Genomic DNA, 26,319 nt, shown 5'->3' with positions numbered 1-26,319 from the left:
CTTTTGATATGGAGGTTTAGCTCAGCTGGGAGAGCACTTGCCTTACAAGCAAGGGGTCAGCGGTTCGATCCCGTTAACCTCCACCATTTATGCCGGCCTAGCTCAGTTGGTAGAGCAACTGACTTGTAATCAGTAGGTCGGGGGTTCAAGTCCTCTGGCCGGCACCATTTAAAATTTAGAGCCATTAGCTCAGTTGGTAGAGCATTTGACTTTTAATCAAAGGGTCGAAGGTTCGAGTCCTTCATGGCTCACCATTCTTTTGCGGGTGTGGCGGAATTGGCAGACGCACTAGACTTAGGATCTAGCGCCTCACGGCGTGGGGGTTCGACTCCCTTCACCCGCACCATTTCTAAATATTCGCGAAAGTAGTTCAGGGGTAGAACATCACCTTGCCAAGGTGAGGGTCGCGGGTTCAAATCCCGTCTTTCGCTCCAATAGTTAATATAGTGCCGGGGTGGCGGAACTGGCAGACGCACAGGACTTAAAATCCTGCGGTAGCAATACCGTACCGGTTCGATTCCGGTCCTCGGCACCATTATATTAGCGCCCATAGCTCAATTGGATAGAGCGTTTGACTACGGATCAAAAGGTTAGGGGTTCGACTCCTCTTGGGCGCGCCATTTAAAATCACGGGAAGTAGCTCAGCTTGGTAGAGCACTTGGTTTGGGACCAAGGGGTCGCAGGTTCGAATCCTGTCTTCCCGACCATTGAAAATATATATAAACATTATTAATTTGGGGCCTTAGCTCAGCTGGGAGAGCGCCTGCTTTGCACGCAGGAGGTCAGCGGTTCGATCCCGCTAGGCTCCACCATTTTAAATAATGAATTTAGCCTTTATTGGCGGCGTAGCTCAGCTGGCTAGAGCGTACGGTTCATACCCGTAAGGTCGGGGGTTCGATCCCCTCTGCCGCCACCAATAATAGTTAGTGAATTCACAGGAACACGGACTCTTAGCTCAGTTGGTTAGAGCTATCGGCTCATAACCGATCGGTCGCAGGTTCGAGTCCTGCAGAGTCCACCATTAATCAAGGAGGAATACCCAAGTCCGGCTGAAGGGATCGGTCTTGAAAACCGACAGGAGTGTAAAAGCTCGCAGGGGTTCGAATCCCCTTTCCTCCTCCATTTTTATTATCGCGGGATGGAGCAGTCTGGCAGCTCGTTGGGCTCATAACCCAAAGGTCGATGGTTCAAATCCATCTCCCGCAATTTTTAATACTAGGTCCCGTGGTGTAGCGGTTATCACGCCTGCCTGTCACGCAGGAGATCGCGGGTTCGATTCCCGTCGGGACCGCCATTTTTTTATGTCAAAATTAAATAATGCCTCGATAGCTCAGTTGGTAGAGCAATGGATTGAAGCTCCATGTGTCGGCAGTTCGACTCTGTCTCGAGGCACCATGTTGCCGGCCTAGCTCAGTTGGTAGAGCAACTGACTTGTAATCAGTAGGTCGGGGGTTCAAGTCCTCTGGCCGGCATTTTTTTTATATATTGGGAAGATAGCGAAGAGGCTAAACGCGGCGGACTGTAAATCCGCTCCTTCGGGTTCAGTGGTTCGAATCCACTTCTTCCCACCATTCTTAGGGACGTAGTTTAACGGTAGAACAAAGGTCTCCAAAACCTTTGGTGTGGGTTCGATTCCTGCCGTCCCTGTACAAGGTGTAATCATTTATGATTACACTTTTTTTTATTGTCTTTAAAAGATTGTTTATTTTACTTCGGAAATATTCTTTTAAAGTATTGTTTTATAAGCTTTATTCGATAGTGAATATCGGGAAATATTTTTGACAATTATTTTAAAATATGATATTGTATTAGTGTATATAAAGTTATAGGAGGTAAAATATGACAGAGAGTGTAAAACCATTTAGTAAGCTATATGATTTAACACAGAGAGCAGAAAAAGTTGGTATTTCTGATGATGATGTACTTAGAGAGATTTTAGTTGAAAAGATTGTTCCGAACAAATATCAACCACGACGTGAATTTACTGAAGAAAAGATCAAAGAACTTGCTGAATCAATCAAGCAAAATGGTTTACTTCAATCTATTACAGTTCGTGACATGGGAAATGGTTTCTATGAACTTATTGCTGGGGAAAGACGTTTAAGAGCTATTAAGTATTTACAATATGCTACAACTAAGGCTATTGTTAAGGAATTAACAGATGAACAGATGGCAACTCTTGCATTAATTGAAAATATTCAAAGAGAAGAGTTAACGCCAATTGAGGAAGCACATGCTTATCAAGAATTACTTAGAATTAATAAACTTACTCAAGACGAGCTTGCTAAGTCTTTAGGGAAAACTCAAGCGACTGTAGCTAATAAATTACGATTATTAAAATTAAGTAAAAAGGTTATTGATGCAATTAATACTAAGAAGATTACTGAACGTCATGGCCGTGCTATGGTTAAGCTAGATTCTTCTGCTCAGGAGAAGTTATTGATTCAAATTTTATCACAAAATCTTAATGTATCTCAAACTGAAGAAAAAATTGATACATATTTAAAGATTAAAAAAGATACTAAAGTATTTAATCCAACTGTAAATTATGATGGACAAAAAATTATAGCTAAGCTTATAAAAGAGATAGCTAAACTGGAAGAGAAATATAATATAAATTTAAACAAAGAAGAAGAAGAAACTATGGAAAGTGTGGTTATTAAAGTTACTGTGCCACGCTTTGCCAAAAAAGAGGTAAATGATGAAAATATTAGCGATATGTAATCAAAAAGGTGGAGTAGGAAAAACAACTACTTCGATAAATTTAGCAGCTTCGTTAGCTCATCTTAAAAAGAAAGTATTATTAATTGATACTGATCCACAGGCTAATGCAACTAGTGGTGTTGGTGTTGATAAGGCAGCTATAAGCCAATCAATTTATAATATCCTTGTAGATGAAGTTAATATTAATGATGTAATAATTAAAACAGCTTATGAAAATCTGGATATTGTACCTTCTAGTATTGCATTGGCGGGGGCAGAAGTTGAGCTTGTCTCAGCAATTAGCCGTGAGCAACGCATGAAAAATGCAATATCTGAAATTAAAGATAAGTATGATTATGTAGTAATCGATTGTCCACCATCTTTAGGGCTTATTACATTAAATTCATTAACTGCAGCTGATGGAGTAATTATCCCTGTACAGACAGAATATTACGCCTTAGAAGGCCTTAGTCAGCTTATGAATACATTTAATATAGTAAGAAAGCATCTTAATTCTAAATTGGATATTTTTGGGGTATTACTTACTATGACTGATAGTAGAACAAATATATCTAATCAAGTGGCTGAACAAGTAAGAGAGCATTTCAAAGATAAAGCATTTGAAACTGTTATCGCAAGAACTGTACGTTTAAGTGAAGCCCCAAGTTTTGGTGAACCAATTATTGAATATGCGAAAAATTCTAATGGAGCAAAACAATATTTATCATTAGCTAAAGAGGTGATTGAACGTGGCTAAGAAATTAGGTAAAGGTTTAGGACGTGGACTTGATGCTATTTTCGCTACAGAAAATGTTGAGATAGTTACGGATAATGATAAAATAGTGGAAATTGCACTTGATGATATCAAAAAGAACCCATATCAACCACGTACTTATTTTAATGAAGAAAAATTAAATGAATTAAAAGAATCTATCGAAAAAAATGGTTTATTACAACCTATTATTGTAAAAAAAGCTGTAAAAGGGTATTACATTATAGCAGGTGAGCGTCGTTATAGAGCGTTTGAACTGCTAGGTAGAAAAGAAATTCCAGCTATTATTAAAGAGATGACAGATGAAGAAATGATGGTCTTTGCTGTATTAGAAAACTTACAACGTGAAGATTTATCTGCTTTAGAAGAATCAGAAAGTTATAAAAATCTGATGGATAAGATGTCATTAACGCAAGAAGAATTAGCTAAGAAACTTGGGAAAAGTAGACCTTATATAGCAAATAGTTTACGACTATTAAAGCTACCAACAGAAATTAAAAATAAACTTGAGCAAGGAGTCATAAGTGCAGCTCACGCAAGAACGTTACTTTCATTAAAAACAAAAAAAGCTATGGAAGAGGTTTGCGCTTTAGTAGTTGAAAGAAAAATGTCTGTTCGTGAATTAGAAGAATATGTAGCGAAGTTACTGAAACCGAAAGAGGTCAAGAAAACGAAGGCTAAGGATATTTTTATAGAAGAGCAGGAAAACATTCTTAAAAAGCGTCTTGGAACGTCTGTAACGATTAAACAAGGTCGTAATAAAAAAGGTAAGATTGAAATTGAGTTCAAAGATAATGATGAATTTGAACGTATTATTTCGTTATTCAAGGATGAGTAATTATGAACATTATTGAAAAAGTCAAAACTTCATTAAGTAACACTGATTTATTTATTGCAGTTTTAGAAAAACTATTACTTATAATTGGAATTTTTATTATTGCATCAATTCTAGTTCGTATCTTTAATAAAATTATTGATTATCTGATGACAACGAGTGATAATGCCAATAAGAAATTTAATATAAAGTTTAATGAGAAAAGATCAGAAACGTTACACAAACTTGTTAAAAGTGCAGTTCGTTATACAATCTATTTTATTGCGTTTTTTCAAGTTTTATCAATCTTAGGAGTTAATACTACGAGTATTGTGGCCAGTGCAGGTATAGCATCGGTAGCTATTGGTTTTGGTGCACAGAGTTTAGTTAAAGATATTATATCTGGATTTTTTATCATTCTTGAAGGACAATTTGATGTAGGTGATAATGTTAAAATTTATAATCAAGCGGCCTTTATTGCTGGAGGTTATGTAATGTCACTTGGATTACGCTCTACGAAAATTCGTTCTAAAGATGGTGAAGTATACTTCATACCTAATGGGACTATTAATCAAGTAGTAAACTATTCTTTAATGTATAACTTAGCACTAGTAGAACTACCAATTAAGATTGATGAGTCTATTGAAAAAGTTGAAGAGAGAGTTAATAAAGTTATTGGTAATGCTAATAACTCTAAAGAATATCATGATTTATTATATAAAAATGATAAATTACACATCGATTATATAGAAAAAATTGCAGATAATGTTGTTACGATACATGTAATTGGAAAAGCTAAAGTAGGAAAGAAAAATGAAATCGAAACGAGATTACGACGTGATTTCTATAATGAGTTTAAATCTTTATTAACATCAAATGAGGAAAAATAGGAGGTTGGATTATGGAATATGAATTAAATGATATAGTTGAAATGAAAAAACAACACCCTTGTGGCACAAATAGATGGCAAATTACACGTATGGGTGCAGACATAAAGATAAAATGCCTAAAGTGTGATAATAATATCATGATGCCAAGACGTGAGTTTAATAAAAAAATAAAAAAAATATTAGAAAAACATTCTTAATATCAATGAAAGACAACAAACACATGTTTTGTTGTCTTTTTTGTTATATCATTTTGTCCTTTAGAAAATTGACTACTCCATTAGAATACAAAGAACTGTAAAATAAGAAAAGTTCAGTAGGTGTTAACTCCTGATTATCTGTCCAGTAATCTAATATAGACATAAAACTTCCAACTAAAAATTGAAATAACAATTCTATTTCTTGATTTCTAGCATTTAAATTTGTAAGATTAGATGTTTGTTTGAAAATATCAAGCATAGTAAGACGAATTTTTTTTCTAAAGCTGTTACTTCCGTTGTGACCCAGCAATATTTTTATTTCATTTAAACGTCCTTCGTATACAATAAAAAGGTTTGTATCAGTACTAACATAGTCTGTAAGTTTAAAGTCTTTAGTAATCTCATTTTTATTGATTTTATTTATGATATTAGATTGATAAGTAAGAACATCATTTAAAATATTATCTTCAATTTTTTCTAACAATTCATATTTGTCAAAATAATGCCTATAAAATGTTGAACGATTAACATTTGCAAGTTCCGTAATATCATTAACAGTAATCGCTTCGAATTTTTTTGTTTCCATTAATTTAAGTAATGATTCTTCGAATTTTTTTTGAGTTTTTGTTATTTTTTTTTTATATACCATAGAAATATCCTCTTTTTTATATTAAATAAGAAACAAATTATAATAATTTGTCTAAAATGCAACAATTTGTAGTAATTTGACTCTCGTTTTTTATTCATAAAAATTATATAATAAAACCATCAAAAGAGCAACAAGGTGTTGCAAAAAATATAAAGAAAGAATTTTGAATAAAAAGAATAAAAATATATATAATCGAAATAGAGGAAAAGAAAATGAAAAAATATGGAAAAATAACAGGAATACTTCTTTCTGTTGCCGTAGTAGTATTGAGTATAATTATGAGTACTCAAATACCAACAGTAAATCCAAAAATTACAGATTTACCTCTCGCAATAGTAAATCAAGATAAAAATGAAACAACTGCTACGATGATAGAAAAACTTAAAGAAAGATCAACTTTAAATGATAATGTTAGTGTAAAATGGATAGAAGTAGGTAGTAAAGATGAAGCTATAGAAAAAATGAATAATAAAGAATACTATGGTGCAATTGTTATTCCAGAAAATTACACAAAATCTTTAGCTACATTAGTGTCTTCTAATCCACAAACCCCTGAATTCACAGTACTTGTTAACCAAGGTATGAATAGCCAACTTTCAGCTCAAGTCTCACAAATTCTTACACAGGTTGTGAATAATAGTGGGAAGATGGTTAGCACACAAATAATAAAACAAGCTGAAGCATCAAATAAGCCTTTACCAGCAAAAGTAATTGGAAACTTAATGAATCCAGTTAGAGTTAACGTAGAGAATATTAATACTACTGGTGATTTCTCAACTGCTCCATCAGTATATTTTTTACCAATTTGGATAACTTCTTTAGCAGGAAGTATTATATTATTTATGTATAGTCGTAAAGAAGAGAACTCAATTAAAGATAAAGCAGTACAAAAAATAGTTCAACTATGTATATTAGGTTTAGTTTCTATAACACTAGGCTTACTGGCTCCGTATTTCTCAGAAAGGATTTTAGGAGTGACAGTAGATAATTATTCAGGTATTGCAACATTTTTAAGTATTGCAACATTCACATTTATGACGATAATCTTTGGTACAATTAGCTTAATAGGACTAGCAGGAGCTCCACTGTCTGCTTTACTATTATTCTTTGCAATGCCATTGCTATCATTAGAACCTGAAATGCTAAGTAGTTTCTATACAGATTGGGTGTTACCATGGTTACCAATGCGTATGTTATTTGACGGAGTAAAAAATATTTTATACTTTGGTCAAGGTGCTTGGAATCTAGCTACTAAAGAATTGATTTATGTAGTAATAGTTGGTGTAACTTTAACATTAACAAGTATAATAAAAAAAGAAAAAGTTAAAAATTAAGATAAAACTACCCCTTTTCAGGGGGGAATTATTATAGACCCATATAAACAAGCTAGTGAATCTTTAAATAGAATCATTAGCTTTTTATTAATATTATTTATTAAATTGCTTTGCTACTTTAGAACTGATAAAGACAAAAGATAAAACAATAATTATACCGTATAAAAATTCTATACTTCCAATGTTGTTAAGAGTTGTACCGAAGTGTAACCAAATCATTTTTCCAGGAATCAGGCCTATAATGTTACCGATAAAATATTTTTTAAAAGATATTCTAGTTAAACCATATGAGTAACAGATAACACTGTTTGGAAGAACTGGGATTAATCTATAGATTATTAGAAACATTGTTAGTTTATTTTCACTTATACCAAAAATTGTATCGTATTGTTTTTTAGATAGTTTTTTTGCTAAGTATTTTTCTACATAATCACTGGCGAAATATCTTGAAATGATAAACATCACGCTAGTATAGATTATTGATGCAATTATCGAAAGGATAAAACCATGAGTAAAACCAAATAAATAACCACCAATCGCAGAAAATATCCCTGGTGGGAATAAAAATATTGGTAATATAGATGCTAGTATTAAAAAAACTATAGGTGCAAAGCTACCAAATTGTGCTATAAAATCCTGCATAGGTCCTCCTTATGATAATATAATATTCTTATTATATCATAAAGCTAGGGAAATAAGCGACTAAAAACTAAAAGGGAGTGACTCGAAAATCGTGATTTTGGAGAAATCGATTTTGAGGAGTCACCCACGTAAAGACTTTTAGATATTATACTTCTTTTATTAAATGAATTTCAATACCATTAGAATCATTGATAATAATCTTATTATCATATTCAGAGATGATTTTAGTATTATTATTTTTAATATTTTCTACTACTTTATTATAAGAATCTTCATCAATAAATATTATTTCAAAATGATCTAATCCGGGAGTACCTTTTTGTCTAAGACTTAGATGAGGACCTCCCCAGTTATTAACAGCTAGATGGTGGTGATAATTTCCGTAAGCAATCCAACTAGCACTAGCCACCGTGAATTTATCACTGAATCCTAGTATTTTTTGATAGAAGTTAGAAGAAACGGTAGAGTTTTGAACACTTAGATGAACATGACCAATAATAGTTCCTACTGGTAAAGTATAAGGCACTACAGATTTTGAAATATCAAGTAGGTGAGTAGCATCGATAGGTTCTGTTACTCCTATGATTCTACCATCTTCTTTTATATCCCAAGTACTTTCATCTTTATCATAATATACTTCTATTCCATTACCTTCGATATCACTTAGATAAAGGGCATTACTATAGCCGTGATCAGAGCCACCATCTAAAGGTATATTAGAATCTATAAAGTGGCGTAAGATATTAGCTAGACTTTGTTCATCTGGAACAAGATATGCTATGTGATATAATCCGTAAGAACGTACTAGAGGCCCATCAACTTTTTTCAAGTGAAGAAGCGGAGTATTATCTGAAGTACCTAAAGTAGCTTCAGTTTCGTTTTTAGAAATTACAGTCATACCCAATGCTTCTGTATAGAATTTAAGTTGTTTGTCAAAGTTTACAACATTAAGTGTTGCTGTACCAAGTTTTATGTTTGAATTATATTTTTTCATAGTTAATTATTATCCTTTTAATTTTTTCAAAAAAATTTATATCTTGTAATATATTTTACATACCAAAATAAATTTTGTAAAGTACGTACTTTTGTAATAGTTAGTATCTTTTACTATACTAATATATAAAATTAGTGATTATTAGCAAAAATATTTTTAATTAGCATAATATTAAATGATAAGTTTTGTGTTTTATGTTATAATAGTTAAGTTGAGTAGGCAAGGCCTAAGTAATATAAGAAATTAATGAAGAAAAGGAGTGATTAATACTATGGCATTAACAGCCGGAATAGTAGGATTACCAAACGTAGGAAAAAGTACACTTTTTAACGCAATTACAAAAGCAGGAGCATTAGCAGCGAACTATCCTTTCGCAACAATTGATCCAAACGTAGGAATTGTAGAAGTACCAGATCACAGATTAAATAAATTAACAGAACTAGTAGAACCTAAAAAAACAGTACCAACATCATTCGAATTTACTGATATCGCTGGTATCGTAAAAGGTGCATCTAAAGGTGAAGGATTAGGGAATAAATTCTTAAGTCACATTCGTGAAGTAGATGCAATTTGTCAAGTTGTTAGATGTTTTGAAGATGAAAATATTACTCACGTTGCTGGTGGAGTAGATCCATTATACGATATTGAAGTTATTAACCTAGAGTTAATCTTAGCCGACTTAGAAAGTGTTGAAAAACGTATCGGACGTGTTGAAAAACAAGCTAAACAAAAAGATAAAGATGCTGTTGCAGAATTTGCAGTACTTTCTAAAGTTCGCGACATTCTTAAAGAAGAAAAACCAGCTAGACTTTTAGAATTCGATAAAGAAGAGCAAAAAATCGCAAAAGGATTACATTTATTAACAATGAAACCTATGCTTTATGTTGCTAACGTAAGTGAAGATGATTTACTAGACGTTGATTCTAACAAACACGTTGCAAGTGTACGTGAGTTTGCTGCAAGTGAAGGAAGCCAAGTAATCGTAGTTTGTGCGAAGATTGAAGAAGAAATGGCTTCATTAGAAGATGAAGAAAAAGCAATGTTCTTAGAAGAATTAGGAATTGATGAAAGTGGATTAGATAAACTAATTAAAGCAAGTTACAGCTTATTAGGATTAGCAACATACTTCACAGCAGGTGTACAAGAAGTACGTGCATGGACATTCAAAAAAGGTATGTTAGCACCAGAATGTGCTGGAATTATCCACTCTGATTTCGAGCGTGGATTCATCCGTGCTGAAACTGTAAGTTATGATGACTTAGTTGAATACGGAAGTATGCCAAAAGCTAAAGAAGCTGGTCGTGTTCGTCTTGAAGGTAAAGAATACGAAGTAAAAGACGGCGACATCATGTTATTTAGATTTAACGTATAATATTTAATAAAATTCTATATTTTCTCATTACTTGGGAAGATATAGAATTTTTATATTCTCTATAAAATATGTTATAATTGTTTTTATATAAAAGAGGTGATTTGACGATGTTAAGATTTTTCCATAATCCTTTGCTTATTGCGAAATTAGCGGAGTATGATTATTTAATTAAAGGAAATAAGAAACAAAGTACAGCAGAATATAAAATAAAAAGAATTATAAAAGATATAACTGGAAAAACATTTGAAGATATTGAAGTATATAATAGTGGAATATCAATTCCAAAGATTACGAAAAATGGGTTTCAAGCTACAGCAATATATATTCCAGAACTTAAAGAACTTCTTGTTATTTATAGAGGTAGTGAGAGTGAAGATATTAGCGATTGGTTTTACAATTATACTGGAATAGTATCGGGTGAGAATACTAGTCAAATAGATTCTGCGTGTAAATTTACCAAGTTTTTAAAAAGAAAAATTGTTGACTTTGATTCTTGTTATAAGGTCGCTGCAGGTCATTCTCTTGGAGGCCACATAGCAATTACAGTAGAATTGTTAAAACAAATATATCAAAGAGTCTATACATTTAACACAGCATTACCACAGTTAAAACAACTTAGAAAATATGACAAAAAATATAATAAAAAATTAGAAGAGTATTTTCTAGAAAAAGATTTAGAGGAGACAAATAAACTCCAAGAATTTACTTCTAATTATTATGCAAAAAATGCCCATCATATATATAATTTTGTAAGAAAAAATGATTTTATACAATCGTTAAATATGACTGTAGGAACATTTCATGTAGGAAAGACTATAGAATTTCCTGCGCTAATCAAGAATTTTGTTGCACCTGAAGAGTATCTGACAGAAGAAGATACGTATGAATTAGATAAGATTTTCTGTGACTTTTATAATAGATTAATAGAGAAAAATATCACTCCCGATGATGTTGTTGAAAATCAAAAACAGGTAACAGATGAATTTATAGGATTACTTGTAGAAAAAATTAAAAATCCAATTCAACAACAAATAAGTAATTTTTCTTATAAAAAAGGTAAAAAGATATCTAGTGAAGTAGGAATTACAGATTCATATAGAACATTTAGGGCTGTTTATAATTACTTATTGTACTTGGCACACGCGGGTATTATACCTGATGATGTAATAAATTGTACAGATAGTAAAACGGCAACGACTCTTTATGAAAAAGTGATGTGTGATTTTAATAAATCAAACCTTAAGAATTTATTAAAACCATTACAGGAATTTTACACATTAACTAAAGTTATTTATACTGTAACGCATGCAAATGGTCTAAATGATGTAGGGAATTGGGGAGAGATTGCTAAGGCGCATGATCTTCCAGCTTTATACGATGCATTAGGAGAGTAAGACGCGCTTAAATAATAAAAATAAATAAAAAAGAGGATTGAGCAAAATGCCCGATCCTCTTTTTATGTTATTCTTCATCTTCTTCTGTAATAACAGTTGGTCTTAAGACAGGTGGAGGGGAAGTTTCAGTAATTGTTACTGTACGTTCTTCTCTCTCTTCTTTTTTATCCTTTTTGTCTTTATCTTCTTTCTTCTCTTCTTTTTGAACAGGTTTTGTTACAACGACTTTTGAAGGATCGCTGAATGAAATACCTTTATCTATGTTATAACCAAATTTCGCCAGTGTTTTTTCTTTAGATAGCTCTTTAAAGCCATTTGGTACTATATCTTTTGTACCACCTTTTGCATTGTTATAACCATTGATACTTGCATCAACAACTGATTTAGGTCGGCTAAAGGCAGTATCTGGAGCGATTAGATTTTTATCAAGTGTATAAATAGCATTCATGACTGCAATCCAGCTTCTTTGAGCATAGTCATAACTTGGCACTTTTGCTGGACTATCGTATCCATTCCAAAGCCCAACTGTTATTTTTGTAGAACCACCAACAACCCATAGGTCTTTATAATACTCAGAAGTCCCTGTTTTTACAAATAAGTTTTTAGAATTAAATTTAAGTTTACTTGGCATATCATGAGATAAACCGTAACTCTTATTGATTACGTCCCCAAGCATATCGACGATTAGATAACTTGTAGATTCTTCGAATACTTTAACTGGAGAGAAATCAGCCTTATAAACTAGTTCTCCATCATTATTTTCTATTTCTTCGATAATGTGTGCTTTCTTATGCTCACCTTTATTTGCGAAAGTAGAGAAGGCACTAGTATTCTCAGTAACAGATAGACCATATGTCATACCACCGATGGCAGTAGCTAAGTTAGTTTTATCACTTTCTGTAAGACCTTCAGCCCCCATTTTCTCTAGGTAATTAGTGACAGGATCCTCTTTATAAAATGCAGAGTATAGCCTTACAGTAGGTAAGTTAAGAGATCTAGCTAAAGCTTCTCTAGCTGGTAGGTAGCCTCGTTGAGACATGTCATAGTTCTCAGGCTTCCAACCATAGTGGTTAAATCTCTTATCTAAAACTGTCGAGTTAGGAGTAATATAACCTTTATCGATAGCTGGTCCATAAACTAATAGTGGTTTGATTGTAGAACCTGGTGAACGACGAGTTCTTGTTGCGTGGTTAAGTTGTTGTTTTTTGTAGTCCATACCACCGATAAATGCTAATACTTTACCAGTACTGTTTTCAATAACCGATGCTCCAATTTCTAACGGATAAACAACACCACCTTGAGTGTGTGTTGGATAAGAAGCGAATTGTTTTTTCGTTTCTTGAAGAGTATCGTAAAGTTTTTTGTCAAGTGTAGTTTTTACTTTATAACCACCAGTTATGAATTTAATTCTACTTTTTTCGATTAGTTCATTTCTGTAGTCAGAATCATTTTTAAACTCTTCTTCTCTGTGATTTTTTGCTGCGGTTTGCTCAGCTAAAATTTCTGCAACTGAACTTGTCACCTCATCACGAATATAAGGGTAATCAGTATATTCTGAATATTTTTGTTTAGTATAAGTACCTTTAATATCGAATTTCTTTGCTTCCTCAAACTGTTCTTTAGTGATAAAACTATTTGAAAGCATACGTTCTAATACATATTGCTGTCTTTCAAACCCCGCTTGAAGTTCTTCGTCAGGACGGATATTTCCAGCAGAATCAAAAGGTGTGTATGTATATGGTGATTGAACAAAACCAACAAGATAAGCTGCTTGAGCTATATTTAAGTCTTTAGAATGAACTCCAAAAACCCCTTGTGCTGCAGTTTCGATACCGCTAATGTTTTGTCCTAAACTATTTTTTCCGAAAGGCACGACATTTAGATAATTTTCAAGAATTTCATTTTTAGAAAAGTGACTATCAACACGAAGTGCTAGTAATATTTCTTTTGCTTTTCTTTCATAAGATCTTGAATTATCAAGAAGCTGATTTTTTACTAATTGCTGAGTGATAGTACTACCACCAGTTGTTCTAGCGCCAGTGGCTTCACTATGTGTAGCTCTTAAAACAGCCCAAATATCAATTCCACTGTTAGAATAGAAATTAGAATCTTCACTTGCGATAATAGCATTTTTAACATTATCACCGATATTCTCGTAAGTAACAGTTTTTCTAATTAATTCGGAGTTGATTGTACCTAATTTTTCACCACTTCCGAAATAAACTTCACTGTTCTTACTAATGTTATTTATTTGTTCTTTCATTTCTTTTTGGGTTAAGACAGGTTGATCTTTAACTAAGCCACCCACATACCCAATAGCAAGCCCCGCACCTAAACTAATTAGTAATCCAATAGAAAGAAGTATGGCTTGCGTCATAGAAGTTAGTATCTTCTTAATTTTCATTGTAATCTCCTTAGATTGCATACTATTAGGTATATTATACCATAATTTAATATGAAATAGTAAATTATATGAAAGGCTTAGAATAGAATTTATCGTTAAAAATATTAGAAAAAGATAAAACAAAAAATAAAAATATGTTATAATTGAAGTAAGTGTATAAAAATTGATATGGAGGCATTTTAATGAGTAAATTATTAGAAGATTTAAAATATAGAGATTTAGTTTATCAACAAACAGATGAAGAAGGAATAAAAGAATTATTAGAAAAAGAAAGCGTATCTATTTACTGTGGAACAGACCCAACTGGTAACTCATTACACATTGGGCACTTACTACCATTTTTAACATTAAAAAGATTTCAACAACATGGACATAAGCCTGTTATTTTAGTAGGTGGAGGGACTGGTATTATCGGAGATCCATCAGGAAGAAGTGAAGAACGTCAATTACAAAGTCTTGAAGTAATTGAAGACAATGCACGTCGTCTTGAAGGACAACTACGTAATATTTTCCGTGGAGATGACAATATAGAATTCGTAAATAACCGAGACTGGTTAGGAAAACTTTCTATGATCGAATTTTTACGTGACTACGGAAAATTAGTAAACATCAACTACTTACTAGCGAAGGATTCAATTTCAAGCCGTCTAGATAATGGATTATCATTTACAGAATTCAGTTATACTATACTACAAGGTATTGACTATGCATACTTAAATGAACACCACAATGTAAAATTACAAATTGGTGGTTCAGACCAATGGGGTAACATTACTACTGGATTAGAAATTATGAGAAAACTTCGTGGAGATGTTGAAGCATACGGATTTACTATTCCATTAATGTTAAAATCTGATGGAACTAAATTTGGTAAATCTACTGGTGGAGCGGTATGGTTAGATCCAGAACAAACAACACCATATGAGTTCTACCAATTTTGGTTCAACACTGCGGATACAGAAGTAGTACCTGCTCTTAAGAAATTCACATTCTTAGAAAAAGATCAAATTGAAGCATTAAGAGAAAGTTCTGAAAAAGAACCACACCTACGTTTAGCTCAAAAAGCATTAGCAGAAGAAATGGTGAAAATTGTTCACGGTGAAAAAGCATTAGAAAGTGCATTAAACATTACAAAAGCATTATTCTCAGGAAACATTAAAGAACTAACTCACGATGAATTAAAAGCAGCTGTTAAAGGTATGCCAAAATCTGAATTAGAGAAAAAAGAATACAATATCGTAGATTTCCTAGTTGAGAGCAAACTAGTACAATCAAAACGTCAAGCACGTGAAGATGTAAACAATGGTGCTGTTTATGTGAATGGAGATAAAGTTACATATTTAGAGTATATAGTAGATGCTAAAGACAGATTAGAAGATGGATTTACAGTACTTAGACGCGGTAAGAAAAAATATCTATTAGTAGAATATAAATAATTTAAGAGTAACATATACATAAAGAGGGGAACCGAAATGAATCTAAAAGAGGTTGTTGGTAAAAAAGCTGTAGATTATGTAAAAGATGGTATGATTGTTGGCTTAGGGACAGGTTCGACTGTATTCTATTTTGTTCACGCACTAGCCGATAGAGTAAAAGAAGGGTTGAATGTTGAAATGGTATCAACGTCAATTCAAACGGTTGAACTAGCTAAAAGCTTGGGTCTTACAATTAAAGAATTAGAAGAGATTGATCACATTGATCTTGCTGTTGATGGAGTAGATGAAATCGATAAAGATTTTAATGCGATAAAAGGCGGAGGAGCAGCGTTATTTAGAGAAAAAATAGTTGCTGATATTGCTCGTGAAGTAATCTGGATCTATGACGAGAGTAAAGATGTAGAAAAACTAGGAAACTTTAACCTACCTGTAGAAATATTACCATTTGGTTATAGCCACACTATAAGAAAAATGGAAGAAGCGGGCTTAAAACCAGTGTTAAGATTAAAAGATGGAGCTACTCTTATAACAGACAACAATAATTATATTGTAGATTTACACTTAGGCTACGGATTTGATATTAAAGCTGTAAAAGAAAAACTTGAAAGTATAGTTGGAGTAGTAGAGCATGGTCTATTCTTAAACATGTGTAAACTATGCATTAAAGGAACAGAACAGGGAGCTGTAATTATAGAAAATCCAAATAAGTAAGGACATGAAGGAAAGTTATGAGAAAGAGTTATTTAAGAGGAACATGGTTAATACTATTCTGGGCAATATTGTTTGTTTTGTTTAGTATCGCATCGACCATAAGACTATATGAAGATAGAACGAAATCAGCAGAAGTGCAGTATAAAGAAGGAAATCAATTCCAAGAATCTAGTGGGTATACTTTTATTAAGGTAGAAGCCCTTGAAGAGTTAGATATTACTGATGATAGTCTAAAAGATAATCAAAAATTTTATATGCTTCAGCATGAACATGGATTTGTAATGTTAAAAGCTTCTAAGGAAGATGTTGAGAAATTAATTCAAAGTAATGATATACCAAATGAAAAATTAATAGATTTAAAGGATAAAAATATTTATTCACGTGTTGATGCTATCTTTGAAAGAGGAAGTAAGGGGAGGAAGAATATCTCTCCAGAATTAAAAGAAAAATTTAAAAATGCTGCAGAGCACAGTTTATTAATTAGCGAAAGAGTTTTAGATGTATTTAAAGAAATTGGAATAAAGAAAAGTGTAGATGATTATTCAAGTGAATTCCGTGATAAATTACGTGAAAAACCATTTCTTTACAACTTTTATTTAACAGTGCCTGGTAAAGGATATTATATTGGATCTTATGGAATGGAAGTGGTAATTCTTCTTATTACGTTTTTCTTAATTAGGTCTGTAATAAAAAATATTAGAAAAAATAAAGCTGAATACGAAGAATTATTCATTACATATCCGGAGACAGAACGAGATTTAGATATTTTAGTACGAGAAGCAAAATATATAAATAAGAAATTGAAGGTCCTAATATACAAAGATGCATTAATATTATATGGTAGAGGTTTTAATTTTCAATTATTATCAGGTTTTTCAAAGGTAACTTTTGGTAGAGAAATCCGAAAAGGTAGAGTTGTAAGCTATATAGCACACTTCCACAATAATTTTGAAACAGATGAAAAAGTAAAAGTCTGTTCGAACTACAAAAATTCAAGAGATGATATCGACGAATTAGGAAAAACATTAAAACAAACCTTTGGAAAAACAGTAAGGTATAATTTTTGATAAAAAATATAAAAATATTAGAACGTTAAGAGAATATCTGAAAATATAGAATAGAGGGTATTTCAAAAATTTATAATGAAAACAAAAAGTATAATTATACAAAATCCAAATAATTAAGGACGTGAAGGAAAGTTATGAGGAAAAGTTATTTAAGAGGAACATGGTTAAAACTATTCTTTGCAATATTGTTCGTTCTGATGAGTATCGGGGGGATCCAAAGCATTTATGATGATAGAACAAAATCAGCAGAAGTGCAGTATAAAGAGGGAAAACAATTCCAAAAATCTAGTGGTTATACTTTTATTAAGGTAGAAGCCCTTGAAGAGTTAGATATTACAGATGATAGCTTAAAAGATAATCAAAAATTCTATATGCTCCAGCATGAACATGGTTTTGTAATGTTAAAAGCTTCTAAGGAAGATGTTAAGAAATTAATACAAAGTAATGATATACCAAATGAAAAATTAATAGATTTAAAGGATAAAAATATTTATTCTCCTGTTGATGCCATCTTTGAAAGAGGAAGTAAGGGGAGGAAGAATATCTCTCCAGAATTAAAAGAAAAATTTAAAAATGCTGCAGAGCATAGTTCACTAATTAGAGCAAGAGTTTCAGATATAGTTAATGATATTGTAATAAAGAAAAGTGTAGATGATTATTCAAGTAAATTACGAGAAAAACCATTTACTTCACAGTTTTATTTAACAGTGCCTGGTAAAGGATATTATATTGCAACTTATGGAGTGGAAGTGCTAATTCTTCTTATTACATTTTTCTTAATTAAATCTGTAATAAAAAATATTAGAAAAAATAAAGCTGAATACGAAGAATTATTCATTAAATATCCGGAGGCAGAACGAGATTTAGATATTTTAGTAAGAGAAGCAAAATATATAAATAAAAAATTAAAGGCCTTAATATACAAAGATGCATTAATATTATACGGTAAAGGTTTTAATTTTCAATTATTATCAGGTTTTTCAAAGGTAACTTTTGGTAGAGAAATTCGAAAAGGTAGAGTTGTAAGCTATATAGCACACTTCCACAATAATTTTGAAACAGATGAAAAAGTAAAAATCTGTTCGAACTACAAAAATTCAAGAGAAGATATTGACGAATTAGGAAAAACATTAAAACAAACCTTTGGAAAAACAGTACGATATAATTATTGATAAAAACGTAAAAATATTAGAACTCTAAGAGAATACCTGAAAATAGCGAATAGAGGGTATTTCAAAAATTTATAATGAAAACAAAAAGTATAATTATAGAAAATCCAAATAATTAAGGACGTGAAGGAAAGTTATGAGGAAGAGTTATTTAAGAGGAACATGGTTAAAACTATTCTTTGCAATATTGTTTGTTTTGTTTAGCATCGCAGCAACCATAGGACTATATAAAAATCATATAAGATCAGCAGAAGTTCAGTATAAAGAAGGAAAACAATTCCCAAAAGTTAGTTGGTATACTTTTATTAAGGTAGAGGCCCTTGAAGAATTAGATATTACAGATGATAGCTTAAAGGATAATAAAAAATTCTATATGCTTCGGCATGAACATGGTTTTGTAATGTTAAAAGCTTCTAAGGATGATGTTAAAAAATTAATTCAAAGTAATGATATACCAAATGACAAAATAATAGATTTAAAGGATAAAAATATTTACTCTCGTGTTAATGCTATATTTGAAAGAGAGAGTAAGTGGGAAAAAATAAATATCTCTCCAGAATTAAAAGAAAAATTTGAAAATGCTGCTGAGCACAGTTCAATATTTAGAGGGAGTGTATTAGATGATTATTCAAGTAAATTACGAGAAAAACCATTTCTTTCTAACTATTATTTAACAGTACCTGGTATAGGATATTATATTGGAGCTTATGGAGCGGAAGTAGTATTTCTTCTTATTCCGTTTTTCTTAATTAAATCTGTAATAAAAAATATTAGAAAAACTAAAGCTGAGTACGAAGAATTATTCATTGAATATCCGGAGATAGAACGAGATTTAGATATTTTAGTACGAGAAGCAAAATATATAAACAAAAAACTAAAGGTTCTAATATACAAAGATGCATTAATATTATATGGTAGAGGGTTTAATTTCCAATTATTATCAGGTTTTTCAAAGGTAACTTTTGATAGGGAAATTCGAAAAGGTAGAGGTATAAGCTATATAGCATATTTCCATAATAATTTTGGAACAGACGAAAAAGTAAAAGTCTGTTTGAACTATAAAAATTTAAGAGAAGATATTTACGAACTAGGAAAAATATTAAAACAAACCTTTGGAAAAACAGTAAAATATAATTTTTGATAAAAAACGTAAAAACATTAGAACTCTAAGAGAATACCTGAAAATAGCGAATAGAGGGTATTTCAAAAATTTATAAAGAAAATAAAAAGTATAATTATAGAAAATCTAAATAATTAAGGACGAAAAGGAAAGTTATGAAGAAGAGGGAACCAAGAGGTATAAGGTTAAAAATAGTTTTTGCTATAATGTTTATTTTTGTTAGTATTATAGCTGTTGGATCAACATATAGTAACACCATAAGCTCTCCTGAAAGGTCATATGAAAAAGGTGATCAATTTGAAGGTGAAAGTATAGGGATTACATATGTTAAATTGGAAGCTCTTGAGGAACTAGATATAGTAGATAAAGAACTAGATGAAGACGAAAAATTTTATATGGTTGAACACGAAAATGGTTTTGTAATATTAAAAGCTACACAAGATGATATTAAGAAATTAATTCACAGTAGTGATGTACCAGAGGGGAAAATAATAAATGTAAAAGATAAAAATATTTATTCTCGTGTTGATGTAAAAAGAGAAAAAGGAAGTAGCAGAGGAAGAGTTCATATTTCTTTTGAATTATTAGATAAATTCAATGATGCAGCAAAACATAGTTCTTTGATTAAGGGAAGGGTTTCAGATGTATTAAAAGAAGAGGGCTCAAATAAAACAGAAGCCTACTATAAAAAATTAAAAGAAAAACCTTTTGTTTCTAATGTATATCTAACAGTACCTGGTTATTTATATTACATGGGTACTTATATATTTACTACGATTTTTATTCTAGGTACATTATTTTTGATAACTTCTATAATTAAAGATATTAGAAAATCTAGAGATTAATATGAAAAATTTATTATTGAATATTTATAGATAGAACGTGTTATAGATATTTTAGTGTGTAAAGAAAAGTTTAAATAAAAAAGGAAGTGAAGTTATGAAGAAGAGTTATTTAAGAGGAACAAGGTTAAAAATATTCATTGCTATAAACTTGATTTTTGTTAGTTTGATTGCTACTATAGCTTCATATAATAGCTATACAAAGTCTGCTGAAACGTTATATAATGAAGGTGATCAATTCACGGGGAATTATTCCGGAATTACTTATATTAAATTAGAAGCAATCGAAAAACTTGATATAGTAGATGAAAAATTAGCTGACGATGAAAAATTTTATATGGTTCAACACGAAAATGGTTTTGTAATATTAAAGGCTACACAAAAAGATATTAAGAAATTAATCCAAAGTAGTGATGTTCCAGAAGGCAAGATTATAAATCTGAAAGATAAAAATCTTTATTCTCGCATAGATGTAATAGAAGAAAAAGGAAGCAAAGGAAAAACTAATATTTCTCCTGAATTGTTAGATAAATTCAATGCTGCTGCAGAACATAGTACTTTGACTAAAGTTAGAATCCTAGAGGTAATTAAAGACCTTGGATTAGATAAGACAGAAGCTAATTATAAAAGTAAATTACAAGAAAAACCTTTTATTTCAAATGTCTATATAAAAGTACCTGGAACTATATATTACCTAGGTATTTATGGATTTCCTGCTGCTATTGTTTTGGCTACATTATTGTTAATTAGATCTATAATAAAAGGTATTAGAAAATCTAAAGCGGAATATGAAGAATTATTCATTGAATATCCAGAGACAGAATATGATGTAGATATTTTAATACGAGAAGCAAAATATATAAACAAAAATTTAAGAGTTTTAATATATAAAGACGCATTGGTATTTTATGGAGGGGTGTTTAATTTCGAATTATTATCAGGATTTTCGAAGATTACTTTTAGTGATATAAATGATTCGAAAAATAATATCCAGTACTATACAGCGGAAATTTATAGAGAATTTGAATCAAATGAAGTAATAAAAATGTGTTCATATTATAAAGATGCAACAGCAGAAATTACTGAATTAGGAAAAATATTAAAAGAAGAATATGGAAAAGAAGTAGAATATGATTTTTAAGAATAAAGAAGAGGTGTAACAAATGGAAACATTAAAAGATAGAGTAATAGAAGCATTAGAAAATGTAATAGACCCTGAGCTTGGTATCGATATAATGAACCTAGGATTAGTATACGATGTTAAGATGAGTGATGATAATAAGCACGCTATAGTCGATATGACATTGACATCTATGGGTTGTCCTTTAGCTCCTATTATCATCGAGCAAGTTGAGACAGCAATGCTTGGTGTTGATGAGATAGAGAAAGTAGATGTAAATATAGTTTGGGAACCAGCATGGACAAAAGATAAAATGTCACGATATGCTAAGATTGCTCTTGGAGTCATTGATTATGAATAGAATATAAATACAAAAAGCAATTTCAAAATTGAGTTTAAGAAAAATTTTGAAGTTGCTTTTTTAATATAACTTATAGAAAATGGATAGAGAAATTTATAAAAAAATTGTTATTAGAGTAGAATGAAATATATTAAATATGTTATAATTAAAAAGACATTAAAAAAGAGTATGAAAGGAGGCACTATGTACAGAGGAGAAAGACCTAAAAAGGGCGATGTAGTTAAAATAATAGCATATAAACATGATGGCTCTATTCATAGAATTTGGCATAAAAATGTTGTACTAGAAGCGGATGAACAAGTTCTGATTTTAGCTAACAACAGGACACTTGTTACTGAAAATGATGGAAGAACGTGGGTTACTAAAGAAGTAGCTTTAGTATATTTTCATAATGAATGTTGGTTTAATATAATTTGTATGTTTAGGGAAGATGGAGTTCATTATTATTCAAATTTAAGTAGTCCATTTGCATATGATGTAGATGGGGTAAAATATATCGATTATGATTTAGATATAAAGAAATATCCTGATGGAAAATATTTCTTATTAGATGAAGATGAATACAATCAGAATAAAGTACGATACAAGTACGGTGAAAAAATTGATAAGATCTTGAAGTATAATGTGAATAAACTTCAAGAATGGATTGATAAAAATCATGGAGCACTTGCACCAGATTTTGCTGATGTCTGGTTAGAAAACTATGAAAAAATAATGGGTGAAGATCAAAATGTTAAAAGGAAAATTTAGTGTCGAAGTAAGACATGATGAGATTTCAGAAAAAATAGGTTTGCAATTAAAAGAATTTTTATTATCTAGTAATTTGACAGAAGATGTAGAGAATCCGGATTATGTTTTTGCAATTGGTGGAGATGGAACTGTACTTCGTACTTTTAATAAATACATGGATAAGTTAGACACAGTGAAATTTCTATCAATTCATACAGGCCATTTAGGTTTTTATACTGATTATTCAGTACAAAACTATGAAAAAATATTCTTCGATATGTTGGCGCTGACTCCCAAAATTGAGGAATATCCGTTATTGAGAGTTAAAGCATATTGTTCTAATGGAGATTTAGTTTCAGATTATTATTCTTTAAATGAAGTGACTGTAAACAATCATACCGGTGTAACGTATGCTGCGAAAGTTTATATTAATGGCGTTCACTTCGAGAGTTTTAGAGGTGATGGGTTATGTATAAGTACACCAACTGGTTCAACTGCTTATAATAAGAGTTTAGGTGGCGCTGTAATTCATCCACAATTACCATTATATCAGGTAACAGAAATAGCAGCCTTAAACAATCTTGTTTATAGAACACTGGGGAATCCATTAATCTTATCTCAGAATGATGAGCTAATGATTAAACCTATGAGTCCGGAAAATCATCGTATTACTGTAGATCACATGCATTATAATTATGATAGTGTAGCTAAAATAAAAATAACTTTAGCAAAGGATAAGAAGGTTTCATTTATTCGCTATAATGAAGATAGCTTCTGGCAAAGAGTAAAGAGATCATTTATTAAAAATGACTAATATTGTTTTAAAATATACTATTAAAGAAGAACAAATTTTAAGGGAGTTTCTGTTAGAAAATAATATTTCTAGAAAAACCTTAACAAGAATAAAGTTTGATAGTGATGGAAGTATAAAAGTAAACGGTAGGGAAGAGAATGTTAGATATCTTCTGAAAAAAAATGATATCGTAGAGATTACTTTACCGAGTGAAAATTTTAGTGAATTTGTTAGATTTATTGATAAGGGTATTAATATTATCTATGAAGATCCATATTTTTTAATTGTAAATAAAGAGATTAATTTACCTTCAATACCGTCTAGAAATCTTGAGGATGAATCACTTCTTGAGAGAATAAATTATTATTTTAAGAGTAAAAGTATCAATACAATTCCGCATATTGTAACACGTCTTGATAAGAATACGTCAGGATTAGTATTAGTTGCTAAGCATCGACACATCCATGCATTGTTTAGTAATATGGAGATAGATAAGTTTTATACTGCCTTGGTAAGTGGAAAAGTAAAAGATAATGAAATTATTGAAGCTCCTATCCGCAGAGTTAGTTCTAGTATTATAGAACGTGAAGTAGGTGAAGGTGGAGAATTTGCTAAGACTGAGTATTGGCTAGAAGAGTATATTTCAGACAAAGATATCAGTGTTGTTAAACTAAAGCTTTATACAGGAAGAACTCACCAAATAAGAGTACATATGAAATACAAAGGTTATCCGCTCCTTGGTGACGAATTATATGGTGGGGATGTAAGTAGCATATCTAGACAAGCTCTCCATTGTACAAATTTGAAATTTATTCATCCTATTACTGATGAAGTGGTGAATGTAAAAGCAGATTTACCAAAAGATATGATCAATATAATTAGACATAATGAGTAATTTTTACTTGTTATGTTTTTTTATTTTCTAGTGATTTATTTTAGGAATATTGTAGTAATTTATATAAAGAATTATTAAATAAAGTATACTAAAAATTAGAATTTTTTAATTCGTTATATTAGTATTATCATATTTTTTAAAAATATAATTGTTTTAAGTTTATGTATACGTTAAAAAATGTTAGTTTAATTACTTTATTTTCAGTAAGAAAATATGATATAATCAAATTCAAATAATAAAGTTATTTTAATAAGTCAGAAGAGGAGGGATTTTATGATCTCAACATCATTAAAATTCGTGGGTAATACACCCGTATATCAACTAGATAACACAAACATTTTTGTGAAATTAGAGAAATATAACTTAGGAGGAAGTGTAAAAGACAGAGCTGTACTAGGTATGTTAGAAGAAGCTATGTCTCAAGGTGCTATTAATAAAGATACTATTATAGTAGAACCGACTAGTGGAAATACTGGTATAGCTGTGGCTATTTTAGCTTCAGTTTTAGGTTTAAAAGCTGTTATAATCATGCCTGAGAGTATGAGTATTGAAAGACGTAATATTATCAAAGCTTATGGAGCACAACTAATTTTAACTCCTAAAGAATTAGGTATTAAAGGTTCAATCGAAAAAGCTGCAGAAATTCGAGAAAAATACAGCAATGCAATTTCTTTAAGTCAATTTGATAATCCTGCTAACCCAGCATATCACCACAAAACAACAGGACGTGAAATTTTAGAACAAGTTCCAAATATTGATGTTTTTGTTGCAGGTGTTGGTACTGGAGGAACATTTACTGGTGTAGCAAGATATCTGAAAGAACAAAAACCAGAAGTTGTATCGATCGCTGTAGAACCAGCAGAATCACCAGCTATTAGCGAAGGCCGTGGAGGGGCGCACAAAATCCAAGGTATCGGAACAGGATTTATTCCAGAAAACTTCCGAAAAGAGTATATGGATGAAGTATATACTGTAACTAGTGAAGAAGCAATCGAAGAAACTAAAAACTTCTTACGCTCTACAGGTATCGGTATAGGTATTTCTTCAGGAGCTGCAATAGTCGGAGCTAAGAAAGCTGCTGAGAAATATCCAGGAAAAAATATCGTAACAATCTTACCGGATGGAGTAGATAAGTATTTATCAGTACTTGATTTTGAGGATGTTACGCACGTAGAAGTGTAATGGGTTATTTTGAAAATTTAAATTATAATTTGAATCGAGTTTTGAAAGATGATCCTGCAGCTGAGTCAAAACTTATGATATATCTTACATATCCTCATATAAAAGCTCTTAATTATCATTTCTTTGCGCATAAGTTATATAAAAAGGGCTGGCATACAGCTGCTCGTTTAGTAGCGAAACGAGCACGTCGTAAGACTGGTATAGAAATACATCCAGGAGCAAAAATAGGCAAAGGTTTATTTATTGATCATGGCATGGGTGTAGTAATAGGTGAAACAGCAGTAATAGGTGATAATGTAACAATGTATCATGGTACGACGTTAGGTGGAACAACATTAGATCCAATTAAAAGGCATCCCACGATAGGCGATAATGTAATGATTGGTGCTGGAGCAAAAGTTTTAGGAAATATTACAATCGGTAAAAATTCTAAAATAGGTGCAAATGCAGTTGTTAAACATAGCATACCTGACGGAACAATCGTTTATGAAGCGAGACCAGCTGTAAAGTATTTAGAATCTGAGGAAGCTAAGATTTAAAAAATAAGGAAGTATCTGCAGGCACTTACTTTTAAACTATAAGAACTCAACAATTAAATATTAATGTAAAAGAATAAAGGAGCTATTCAATAAATTGAATTTTATAAAATTATGATTTTAGAAATGAGCTCCTTTATTTTTTATTATTATGTTATAATAGTATTGAGAATGTATATAAATAGTTAACATG

At 31.2% G+C, this 26,319-nt stretch carries 25 protein-coding genes and 18 tRNA genes; 39 read left to right on the top strand and 4 right to left on the bottom strand.

Annotation, left to right across the window (positions count from 1 at the left end):
• Nucleotides 1-10: 10 nt before the first annotated feature.
• From O3884_RS04070 to O3884_RS03960, 23 genes are all read left to right on the top strand, one after another.
• Nucleotides 11-86: transfer RNA gene (locus tag O3884_RS04070), tRNA-Val, on the top strand.
• 5 nt (nucleotides 87-91) lie between these two features.
• Nucleotides 92-167: transfer RNA gene (locus O3884_RS04065), tRNA-Thr, on the top strand.
• An 11-nt stretch (nucleotides 168-178) separates the two neighbouring features.
• Nucleotides 179-254: transfer RNA gene (locus tag O3884_RS04060), tRNA-Lys, on the top strand.
• Between the two features lie 7 nt (nucleotides 255-261).
• Nucleotides 262-346 (top strand) — tRNA-Leu (locus tag O3884_RS04055).
• A gap of 13 nt (nucleotides 347-359) precedes the next feature.
• Nucleotides 360-434, top strand: a tRNA-Gly gene (locus O3884_RS04050).
• A gap of 14 nt (nucleotides 435-448) precedes the next feature.
• Nucleotides 449-535, top strand: a tRNA-Leu gene (locus O3884_RS04045).
• Between the two features lie 8 nt (nucleotides 536-543).
• A tRNA-Arg gene (locus O3884_RS04040) sits at nucleotides 544-620 on the top strand.
• Nucleotides 621-630: 10 nt separating this feature from the next.
• Nucleotides 631-707 (top strand) — tRNA-Pro (locus tag O3884_RS04035).
• Between the two features lie 29 nt (nucleotides 708-736).
• Nucleotides 737-812: transfer RNA gene (locus O3884_RS04030), tRNA-Ala, on the top strand.
• A 27-nt stretch (nucleotides 813-839) separates the two neighbouring features.
• Nucleotides 840-916: transfer RNA gene (locus O3884_RS04025), tRNA-Met, on the top strand.
• 28 nt (nucleotides 917-944) lie between these two features.
• Nucleotides 945-1,021: transfer RNA gene (locus O3884_RS04020), tRNA-Ile, on the top strand.
• Between the two features lie 8 nt (nucleotides 1,022-1,029).
• A tRNA-Ser gene (locus O3884_RS04015) sits at nucleotides 1,030-1,122 on the top strand.
• A gap of 10 nt (nucleotides 1,123-1,132) precedes the next feature.
• Nucleotides 1,133-1,206 (top strand) — tRNA-Met (locus O3884_RS04010).
• A gap of 12 nt (nucleotides 1,207-1,218) precedes the next feature.
• Nucleotides 1,219-1,294: transfer RNA gene (locus O3884_RS04005), tRNA-Asp, on the top strand.
• Between the two features lie 25 nt (nucleotides 1,295-1,319).
• Nucleotides 1,320-1,395 (top strand) — tRNA-Phe (locus O3884_RS04000).
• Nucleotides 1,396-1,399: 4 nt separating this feature from the next.
• Nucleotides 1,400-1,472 (top strand) — tRNA-Thr (locus tag O3884_RS03995).
• Between the two features lie 15 nt (nucleotides 1,473-1,487).
• Nucleotides 1,488-1,571 (top strand) — tRNA-Tyr (locus tag O3884_RS03990).
• Nucleotides 1,572-1,576: 5 nt separating this feature from the next.
• Nucleotides 1,577-1,647, top strand: a tRNA-Trp gene (locus tag O3884_RS03985).
• A 192-nt stretch (nucleotides 1,648-1,839) separates the two neighbouring features.
• Nucleotides 1,840-2,724, top strand: coding sequence for a ParB/RepB/Spo0J family partition protein (locus O3884_RS03980; RefSeq protein WP_294683485.1), 885 nt, complete (start codon nucleotides 1,840-1,842; stop codon nucleotides 2,722-2,724).
• Nucleotides 2,702-3,460, top strand: a complete 759-nt coding sequence (locus O3884_RS03975; protein ID WP_371451850.1) for a ParA family protein — start codon at nucleotides 2,702-2,704, stop codon at nucleotides 3,458-3,460. Before O3884_RS03980 ends, O3884_RS03975 begins: the two co-directional genes overlap by 23 nt.
• The gene (locus tag O3884_RS03970) at nucleotides 3,453-4,313 is read left to right on the top strand and encodes a ParB/RepB/Spo0J family partition protein (protein ID WP_371451848.1); all 861 of its coding nucleotides are present in this window, start codon (nucleotides 3,453-3,455) and stop codon (nucleotides 4,311-4,313) included. The genes O3884_RS03975 and O3884_RS03970 overlap by 8 nt, the downstream gene beginning before the upstream one ends.
• Nucleotides 4,314-4,315: 2 nt before the next feature.
• Nucleotides 4,316-5,179, top strand: a complete 864-nt coding sequence (locus O3884_RS03965) for a mechanosensitive ion channel family protein (RefSeq protein WP_371451846.1) — start codon at nucleotides 4,316-4,318, stop codon at nucleotides 5,177-5,179.
• 11 nt (nucleotides 5,180-5,190) lie between these two features.
• On the top strand, nucleotides 5,191-5,376 hold the full coding sequence (locus O3884_RS03960; RefSeq protein ID WP_271987455.1) for a DUF951 domain-containing protein: 186 nt from the start codon (nucleotides 5,191-5,193) through the stop codon (nucleotides 5,374-5,376).
• Between the two features lie 43 nt (nucleotides 5,377-5,419).
• Here the strand turns inward: O3884_RS03960 and O3884_RS03955 are convergent, their stop codons facing one another.
• On the bottom strand, nucleotides 5,420-6,025 hold the full coding sequence (locus tag O3884_RS03955; protein WP_371451844.1) for a TetR/AcrR family transcriptional regulator: 606 nt from the start codon (nucleotides 6,023-6,025) through the stop codon (nucleotides 5,420-5,422).
• 212 nt (nucleotides 6,026-6,237) lie between these two features.
• On the opposite strand from O3884_RS03955, the gene O3884_RS03950 reads away from it, so the two are divergent.
• Nucleotides 6,238-7,359, top strand: a complete 1,122-nt coding sequence (locus tag O3884_RS03950) for a YhgE/Pip domain-containing protein (RefSeq protein WP_271987453.1) — start codon at nucleotides 6,238-6,240, stop codon at nucleotides 7,357-7,359.
• A 93-nt stretch (nucleotides 7,360-7,452) separates the two neighbouring features.
• Here O3884_RS03950 and O3884_RS03945 read toward each other — a convergent pair whose 3' ends face one another.
• On the bottom strand, nucleotides 7,453-8,001 hold the full coding sequence (locus O3884_RS03945) for a TVP38/TMEM64 family protein (RefSeq protein WP_371451842.1): 549 nt from the start codon (nucleotides 7,999-8,001) through the stop codon (nucleotides 7,453-7,455).
• A gap of 145 nt (nucleotides 8,002-8,146) precedes the next feature.
• The gene (locus O3884_RS03940) at nucleotides 8,147-8,995 is read right to left on the bottom strand and encodes a VOC family protein (RefSeq protein ID WP_371451840.1); all 849 of its coding nucleotides are present in this window, start codon (nucleotides 8,993-8,995) and stop codon (nucleotides 8,147-8,149) included.
• Between the two features lie 271 nt (nucleotides 8,996-9,266).
• On the opposite strand from O3884_RS03940, the gene ychF reads away from it, so the two are divergent.
• Nucleotides 9,267-10,367, top strand: a complete 1,101-nt coding sequence (ychF, locus tag O3884_RS03935; RefSeq protein WP_371451837.1) for a redox-regulated ATPase YchF — start codon at nucleotides 9,267-9,269, stop codon at nucleotides 10,365-10,367.
• Between the two features lie 107 nt (nucleotides 10,368-10,474).
• Nucleotides 10,475-11,761, top strand: coding sequence for a DUF6792 domain-containing protein (locus O3884_RS03930; RefSeq protein ID WP_371451835.1), 1,287 nt, complete (start codon nucleotides 10,475-10,477; stop codon nucleotides 11,759-11,761).
• A gap of 67 nt (nucleotides 11,762-11,828) precedes the next feature.
• Here O3884_RS03930 and O3884_RS03925 read toward each other — a convergent pair whose 3' ends face one another.
• Nucleotides 11,829-14,165 carry a transglycosylase domain-containing protein gene (locus tag O3884_RS03925; protein ID WP_371451833.1) on the bottom strand — a complete coding sequence of 779 codons (2,337 nt, stop codon included), beginning with the start codon at nucleotides 14,163-14,165 and terminating at the stop codon, nucleotides 11,829-11,831.
• 182 nt (nucleotides 14,166-14,347) lie between these two features.
• Between O3884_RS03925 and tyrS the strand changes: the two genes are divergently transcribed.
• The 13 genes from tyrS (at nucleotide 14,348) to cysE (ending at nucleotide 26,129) form a co-directional block, all read left to right on the top strand.
• Nucleotides 14,348-15,601, top strand: coding sequence for a tyrosine--tRNA ligase (gene tyrS, locus O3884_RS03920; protein ID WP_371451831.1), 1,254 nt, complete (start codon nucleotides 14,348-14,350; stop codon nucleotides 15,599-15,601).
• Between the two features lie 36 nt (nucleotides 15,602-15,637).
• The gene (gene rpiA, locus O3884_RS03915; protein ID WP_371451829.1) at nucleotides 15,638-16,312 is read left to right on the top strand and encodes a ribose-5-phosphate isomerase RpiA; all 675 of its coding nucleotides are present in this window, start codon (nucleotides 15,638-15,640) and stop codon (nucleotides 16,310-16,312) included.
• Nucleotides 16,313-16,329: 17 nt separating this feature from the next.
• Complete coding sequence (locus tag O3884_RS03910) at nucleotides 16,330-17,379, top strand: hypothetical protein (protein ID WP_371451827.1); 1,050 nt, start codon at nucleotides 16,330-16,332, stop codon at nucleotides 17,377-17,379.
• A gap of 134 nt (nucleotides 17,380-17,513) precedes the next feature.
• Complete coding sequence (locus O3884_RS03905; protein ID WP_371451825.1) at nucleotides 17,514-18,551, top strand: hypothetical protein; 1,038 nt, start codon at nucleotides 17,514-17,516, stop codon at nucleotides 18,549-18,551.
• 133 nt (nucleotides 18,552-18,684) lie between these two features.
• Nucleotides 18,685-19,689, top strand: coding sequence for a hypothetical protein (locus O3884_RS03900; protein WP_371451824.1), 1,005 nt, complete (start codon nucleotides 18,685-18,687; stop codon nucleotides 19,687-19,689).
• 134 nt (nucleotides 19,690-19,823) lie between these two features.
• Nucleotides 19,824-20,513, top strand: coding sequence for a hypothetical protein (locus O3884_RS03895; protein ID WP_371451822.1), 690 nt, complete (start codon nucleotides 19,824-19,826; stop codon nucleotides 20,511-20,513).
• Between the two features lie 94 nt (nucleotides 20,514-20,607).
• The gene (locus tag O3884_RS03890; protein ID WP_371451820.1) at nucleotides 20,608-21,651 is read left to right on the top strand and encodes a hypothetical protein; all 1,044 of its coding nucleotides are present in this window, start codon (nucleotides 20,608-20,610) and stop codon (nucleotides 21,649-21,651) included.
• Nucleotides 21,652-21,673: 22 nt separating this feature from the next.
• Nucleotides 21,674-21,991: a metal-sulfur cluster assembly factor gene (locus tag O3884_RS03885; RefSeq protein ID WP_003147395.1), complete on the top strand. Its 318-nt coding sequence runs from the start codon at nucleotides 21,674-21,676 to the stop codon at nucleotides 21,989-21,991.
• A gap of 183 nt (nucleotides 21,992-22,174) precedes the next feature.
• The gene (locus O3884_RS03880) at nucleotides 22,175-22,741 is read left to right on the top strand and encodes a DUF402 domain-containing protein (protein WP_004263672.1); all 567 of its coding nucleotides are present in this window, start codon (nucleotides 22,175-22,177) and stop codon (nucleotides 22,739-22,741) included.
• Nucleotides 22,722-23,534 (top strand): NAD kinase, encoded by an 813-nt coding sequence (locus O3884_RS03875; RefSeq protein WP_371451817.1) that lies wholly within the window; start codon nucleotides 22,722-22,724, stop codon nucleotides 23,532-23,534. The genes O3884_RS03880 and O3884_RS03875 overlap by 20 nt, the downstream gene beginning before the upstream one ends.
• On the top strand, nucleotides 23,527-24,408 hold the full coding sequence (locus O3884_RS03870) for an RluA family pseudouridine synthase (RefSeq protein WP_371451814.1): 882 nt from the start codon (nucleotides 23,527-23,529) through the stop codon (nucleotides 24,406-24,408). Before O3884_RS03875 ends, O3884_RS03870 begins: the two co-directional genes overlap by 8 nt.
• Before the next feature lie 273 nt (nucleotides 24,409-24,681).
• A complete protein-coding gene (gene cysK, locus O3884_RS03865) occupies nucleotides 24,682-25,590 on the top strand; it encodes a cysteine synthase A (protein WP_371451813.1) in 909 nt (302 codons plus the stop codon).
• Nucleotides 25,590-26,129 carry a serine O-acetyltransferase gene (cysE, locus tag O3884_RS03860; protein ID WP_371451811.1) on the top strand — a complete coding sequence of 180 codons (540 nt, stop codon included), beginning with the start codon at nucleotides 25,590-25,592 and terminating at the stop codon, nucleotides 26,127-26,129. Before cysK ends, cysE begins: the two co-directional genes overlap by 1 nt.
• Nucleotides 26,130-26,319 lie beyond the last annotated feature (190 nt).

Source organism: Gemella sp. 20925_1_85, assembly GCF_041433735.1.
In the GTDB taxonomy this organism is placed as follows: Bacteria; Bacillota; Bacilli; order Staphylococcales; family Gemellaceae; genus Gemella.
Note: the sequence above shows the minus strand (reverse complement) of the source record. Positions and strands in the feature narration are given on the sequence as shown.

Bases quoted from the DNA above. Each gene is read 5' to 3' on its own strand.
- O3884_RS03980 (WP_294683485.1), top strand. From the start codon at position 1,840: ATGACAGAGAGTGTAAAACCATTTAGTAAGCTATATGATTTAACACAG.
- O3884_RS03975 (WP_371451850.1), top strand. From the start codon at position 2,702: ATGAAAATATTAGCGATATGTAATCAAAAAGGTGGAGTAGGAAAAACA.
- O3884_RS03965 (WP_371451846.1), top strand. From the start codon at position 4,316: ATGAACATTATTGAAAAAGTCAAAACTTCATTAAGTAACACTGATTTA.
- O3884_RS03960 (WP_271987455.1), top strand. From the start codon at position 5,191: ATGGAATATGAATTAAATGATATAGTTGAAATGAAAAAACAACACCCT.
- O3884_RS03955 (WP_371451844.1), bottom strand. From the start codon at position 6,025: ATGGTATATAAAAAAAAAATAACAAAAACTCAAAAAAAATTCGAAGAA.
- O3884_RS03950 (WP_271987453.1), top strand. From the start codon at position 6,238: ATGAAAAAATATGGAAAAATAACAGGAATACTTCTTTCTGTTGCCGTA.
- O3884_RS03945 (WP_371451842.1), bottom strand. From the start codon at position 8,001: ATGCAGGATTTTATAGCACAATTTGGTAGCTTTGCACCTATAGTTTTT.
- O3884_RS03940 (WP_371451840.1), bottom strand. From the start codon at position 8,995: ATGAAAAAATATAATTCAAACATAAAACTTGGTACAGCAACACTTAAT.
- ychF (WP_371451837.1), top strand. From the start codon at position 9,267: ATGGCATTAACAGCCGGAATAGTAGGATTACCAAACGTAGGAAAAAGT.
- O3884_RS03930 (WP_371451835.1), top strand. From the start codon at position 10,475: ATGTTAAGATTTTTCCATAATCCTTTGCTTATTGCGAAATTAGCGGAG.
- O3884_RS03925 (WP_371451833.1), bottom strand. From the start codon at position 14,165: ATGAAAATTAAGAAGATACTAACTTCTATGACGCAAGCCATACTTCTT.
- tyrS (WP_371451831.1), top strand. From the start codon at position 14,348: ATGAGTAAATTATTAGAAGATTTAAAATATAGAGATTTAGTTTATCAA.
- rpiA (WP_371451829.1), top strand. From the start codon at position 15,638: ATGAATCTAAAAGAGGTTGTTGGTAAAAAAGCTGTAGATTATGTAAAA.
- O3884_RS03910 (WP_371451827.1), top strand. From the start codon at position 16,330: ATGAGAAAGAGTTATTTAAGAGGAACATGGTTAATACTATTCTGGGCA.
- O3884_RS03905 (WP_371451825.1), top strand. From the start codon at position 17,514: ATGAGGAAAAGTTATTTAAGAGGAACATGGTTAAAACTATTCTTTGCA.
- O3884_RS03900 (WP_371451824.1), top strand. From the start codon at position 18,685: ATGAGGAAGAGTTATTTAAGAGGAACATGGTTAAAACTATTCTTTGCA.
- O3884_RS03895 (WP_371451822.1), top strand. From the start codon at position 19,824: ATGAAGAAGAGGGAACCAAGAGGTATAAGGTTAAAAATAGTTTTTGCT.
- O3884_RS03890 (WP_371451820.1), top strand. From the start codon at position 20,608: ATGAAGAAGAGTTATTTAAGAGGAACAAGGTTAAAAATATTCATTGCT.
- O3884_RS03885 (WP_003147395.1), top strand. From the start codon at position 21,674: ATGGAAACATTAAAAGATAGAGTAATAGAAGCATTAGAAAATGTAATA.
- O3884_RS03880 (WP_004263672.1), top strand. From the start codon at position 22,175: ATGTACAGAGGAGAAAGACCTAAAAAGGGCGATGTAGTTAAAATAATA.
- O3884_RS03875 (WP_371451817.1), top strand. From the start codon at position 22,722: ATGTTAAAAGGAAAATTTAGTGTCGAAGTAAGACATGATGAGATTTCA.
- O3884_RS03870 (WP_371451814.1), top strand. From the start codon at position 23,527: ATGACTAATATTGTTTTAAAATATACTATTAAAGAAGAACAAATTTTA.
- cysK (WP_371451813.1), top strand. From the start codon at position 24,682: ATGATCTCAACATCATTAAAATTCGTGGGTAATACACCCGTATATCAA.
- cysE (WP_371451811.1), top strand. From the start codon at position 25,590: ATGGGTTATTTTGAAAATTTAAATTATAATTTGAATCGAGTTTTGAAA.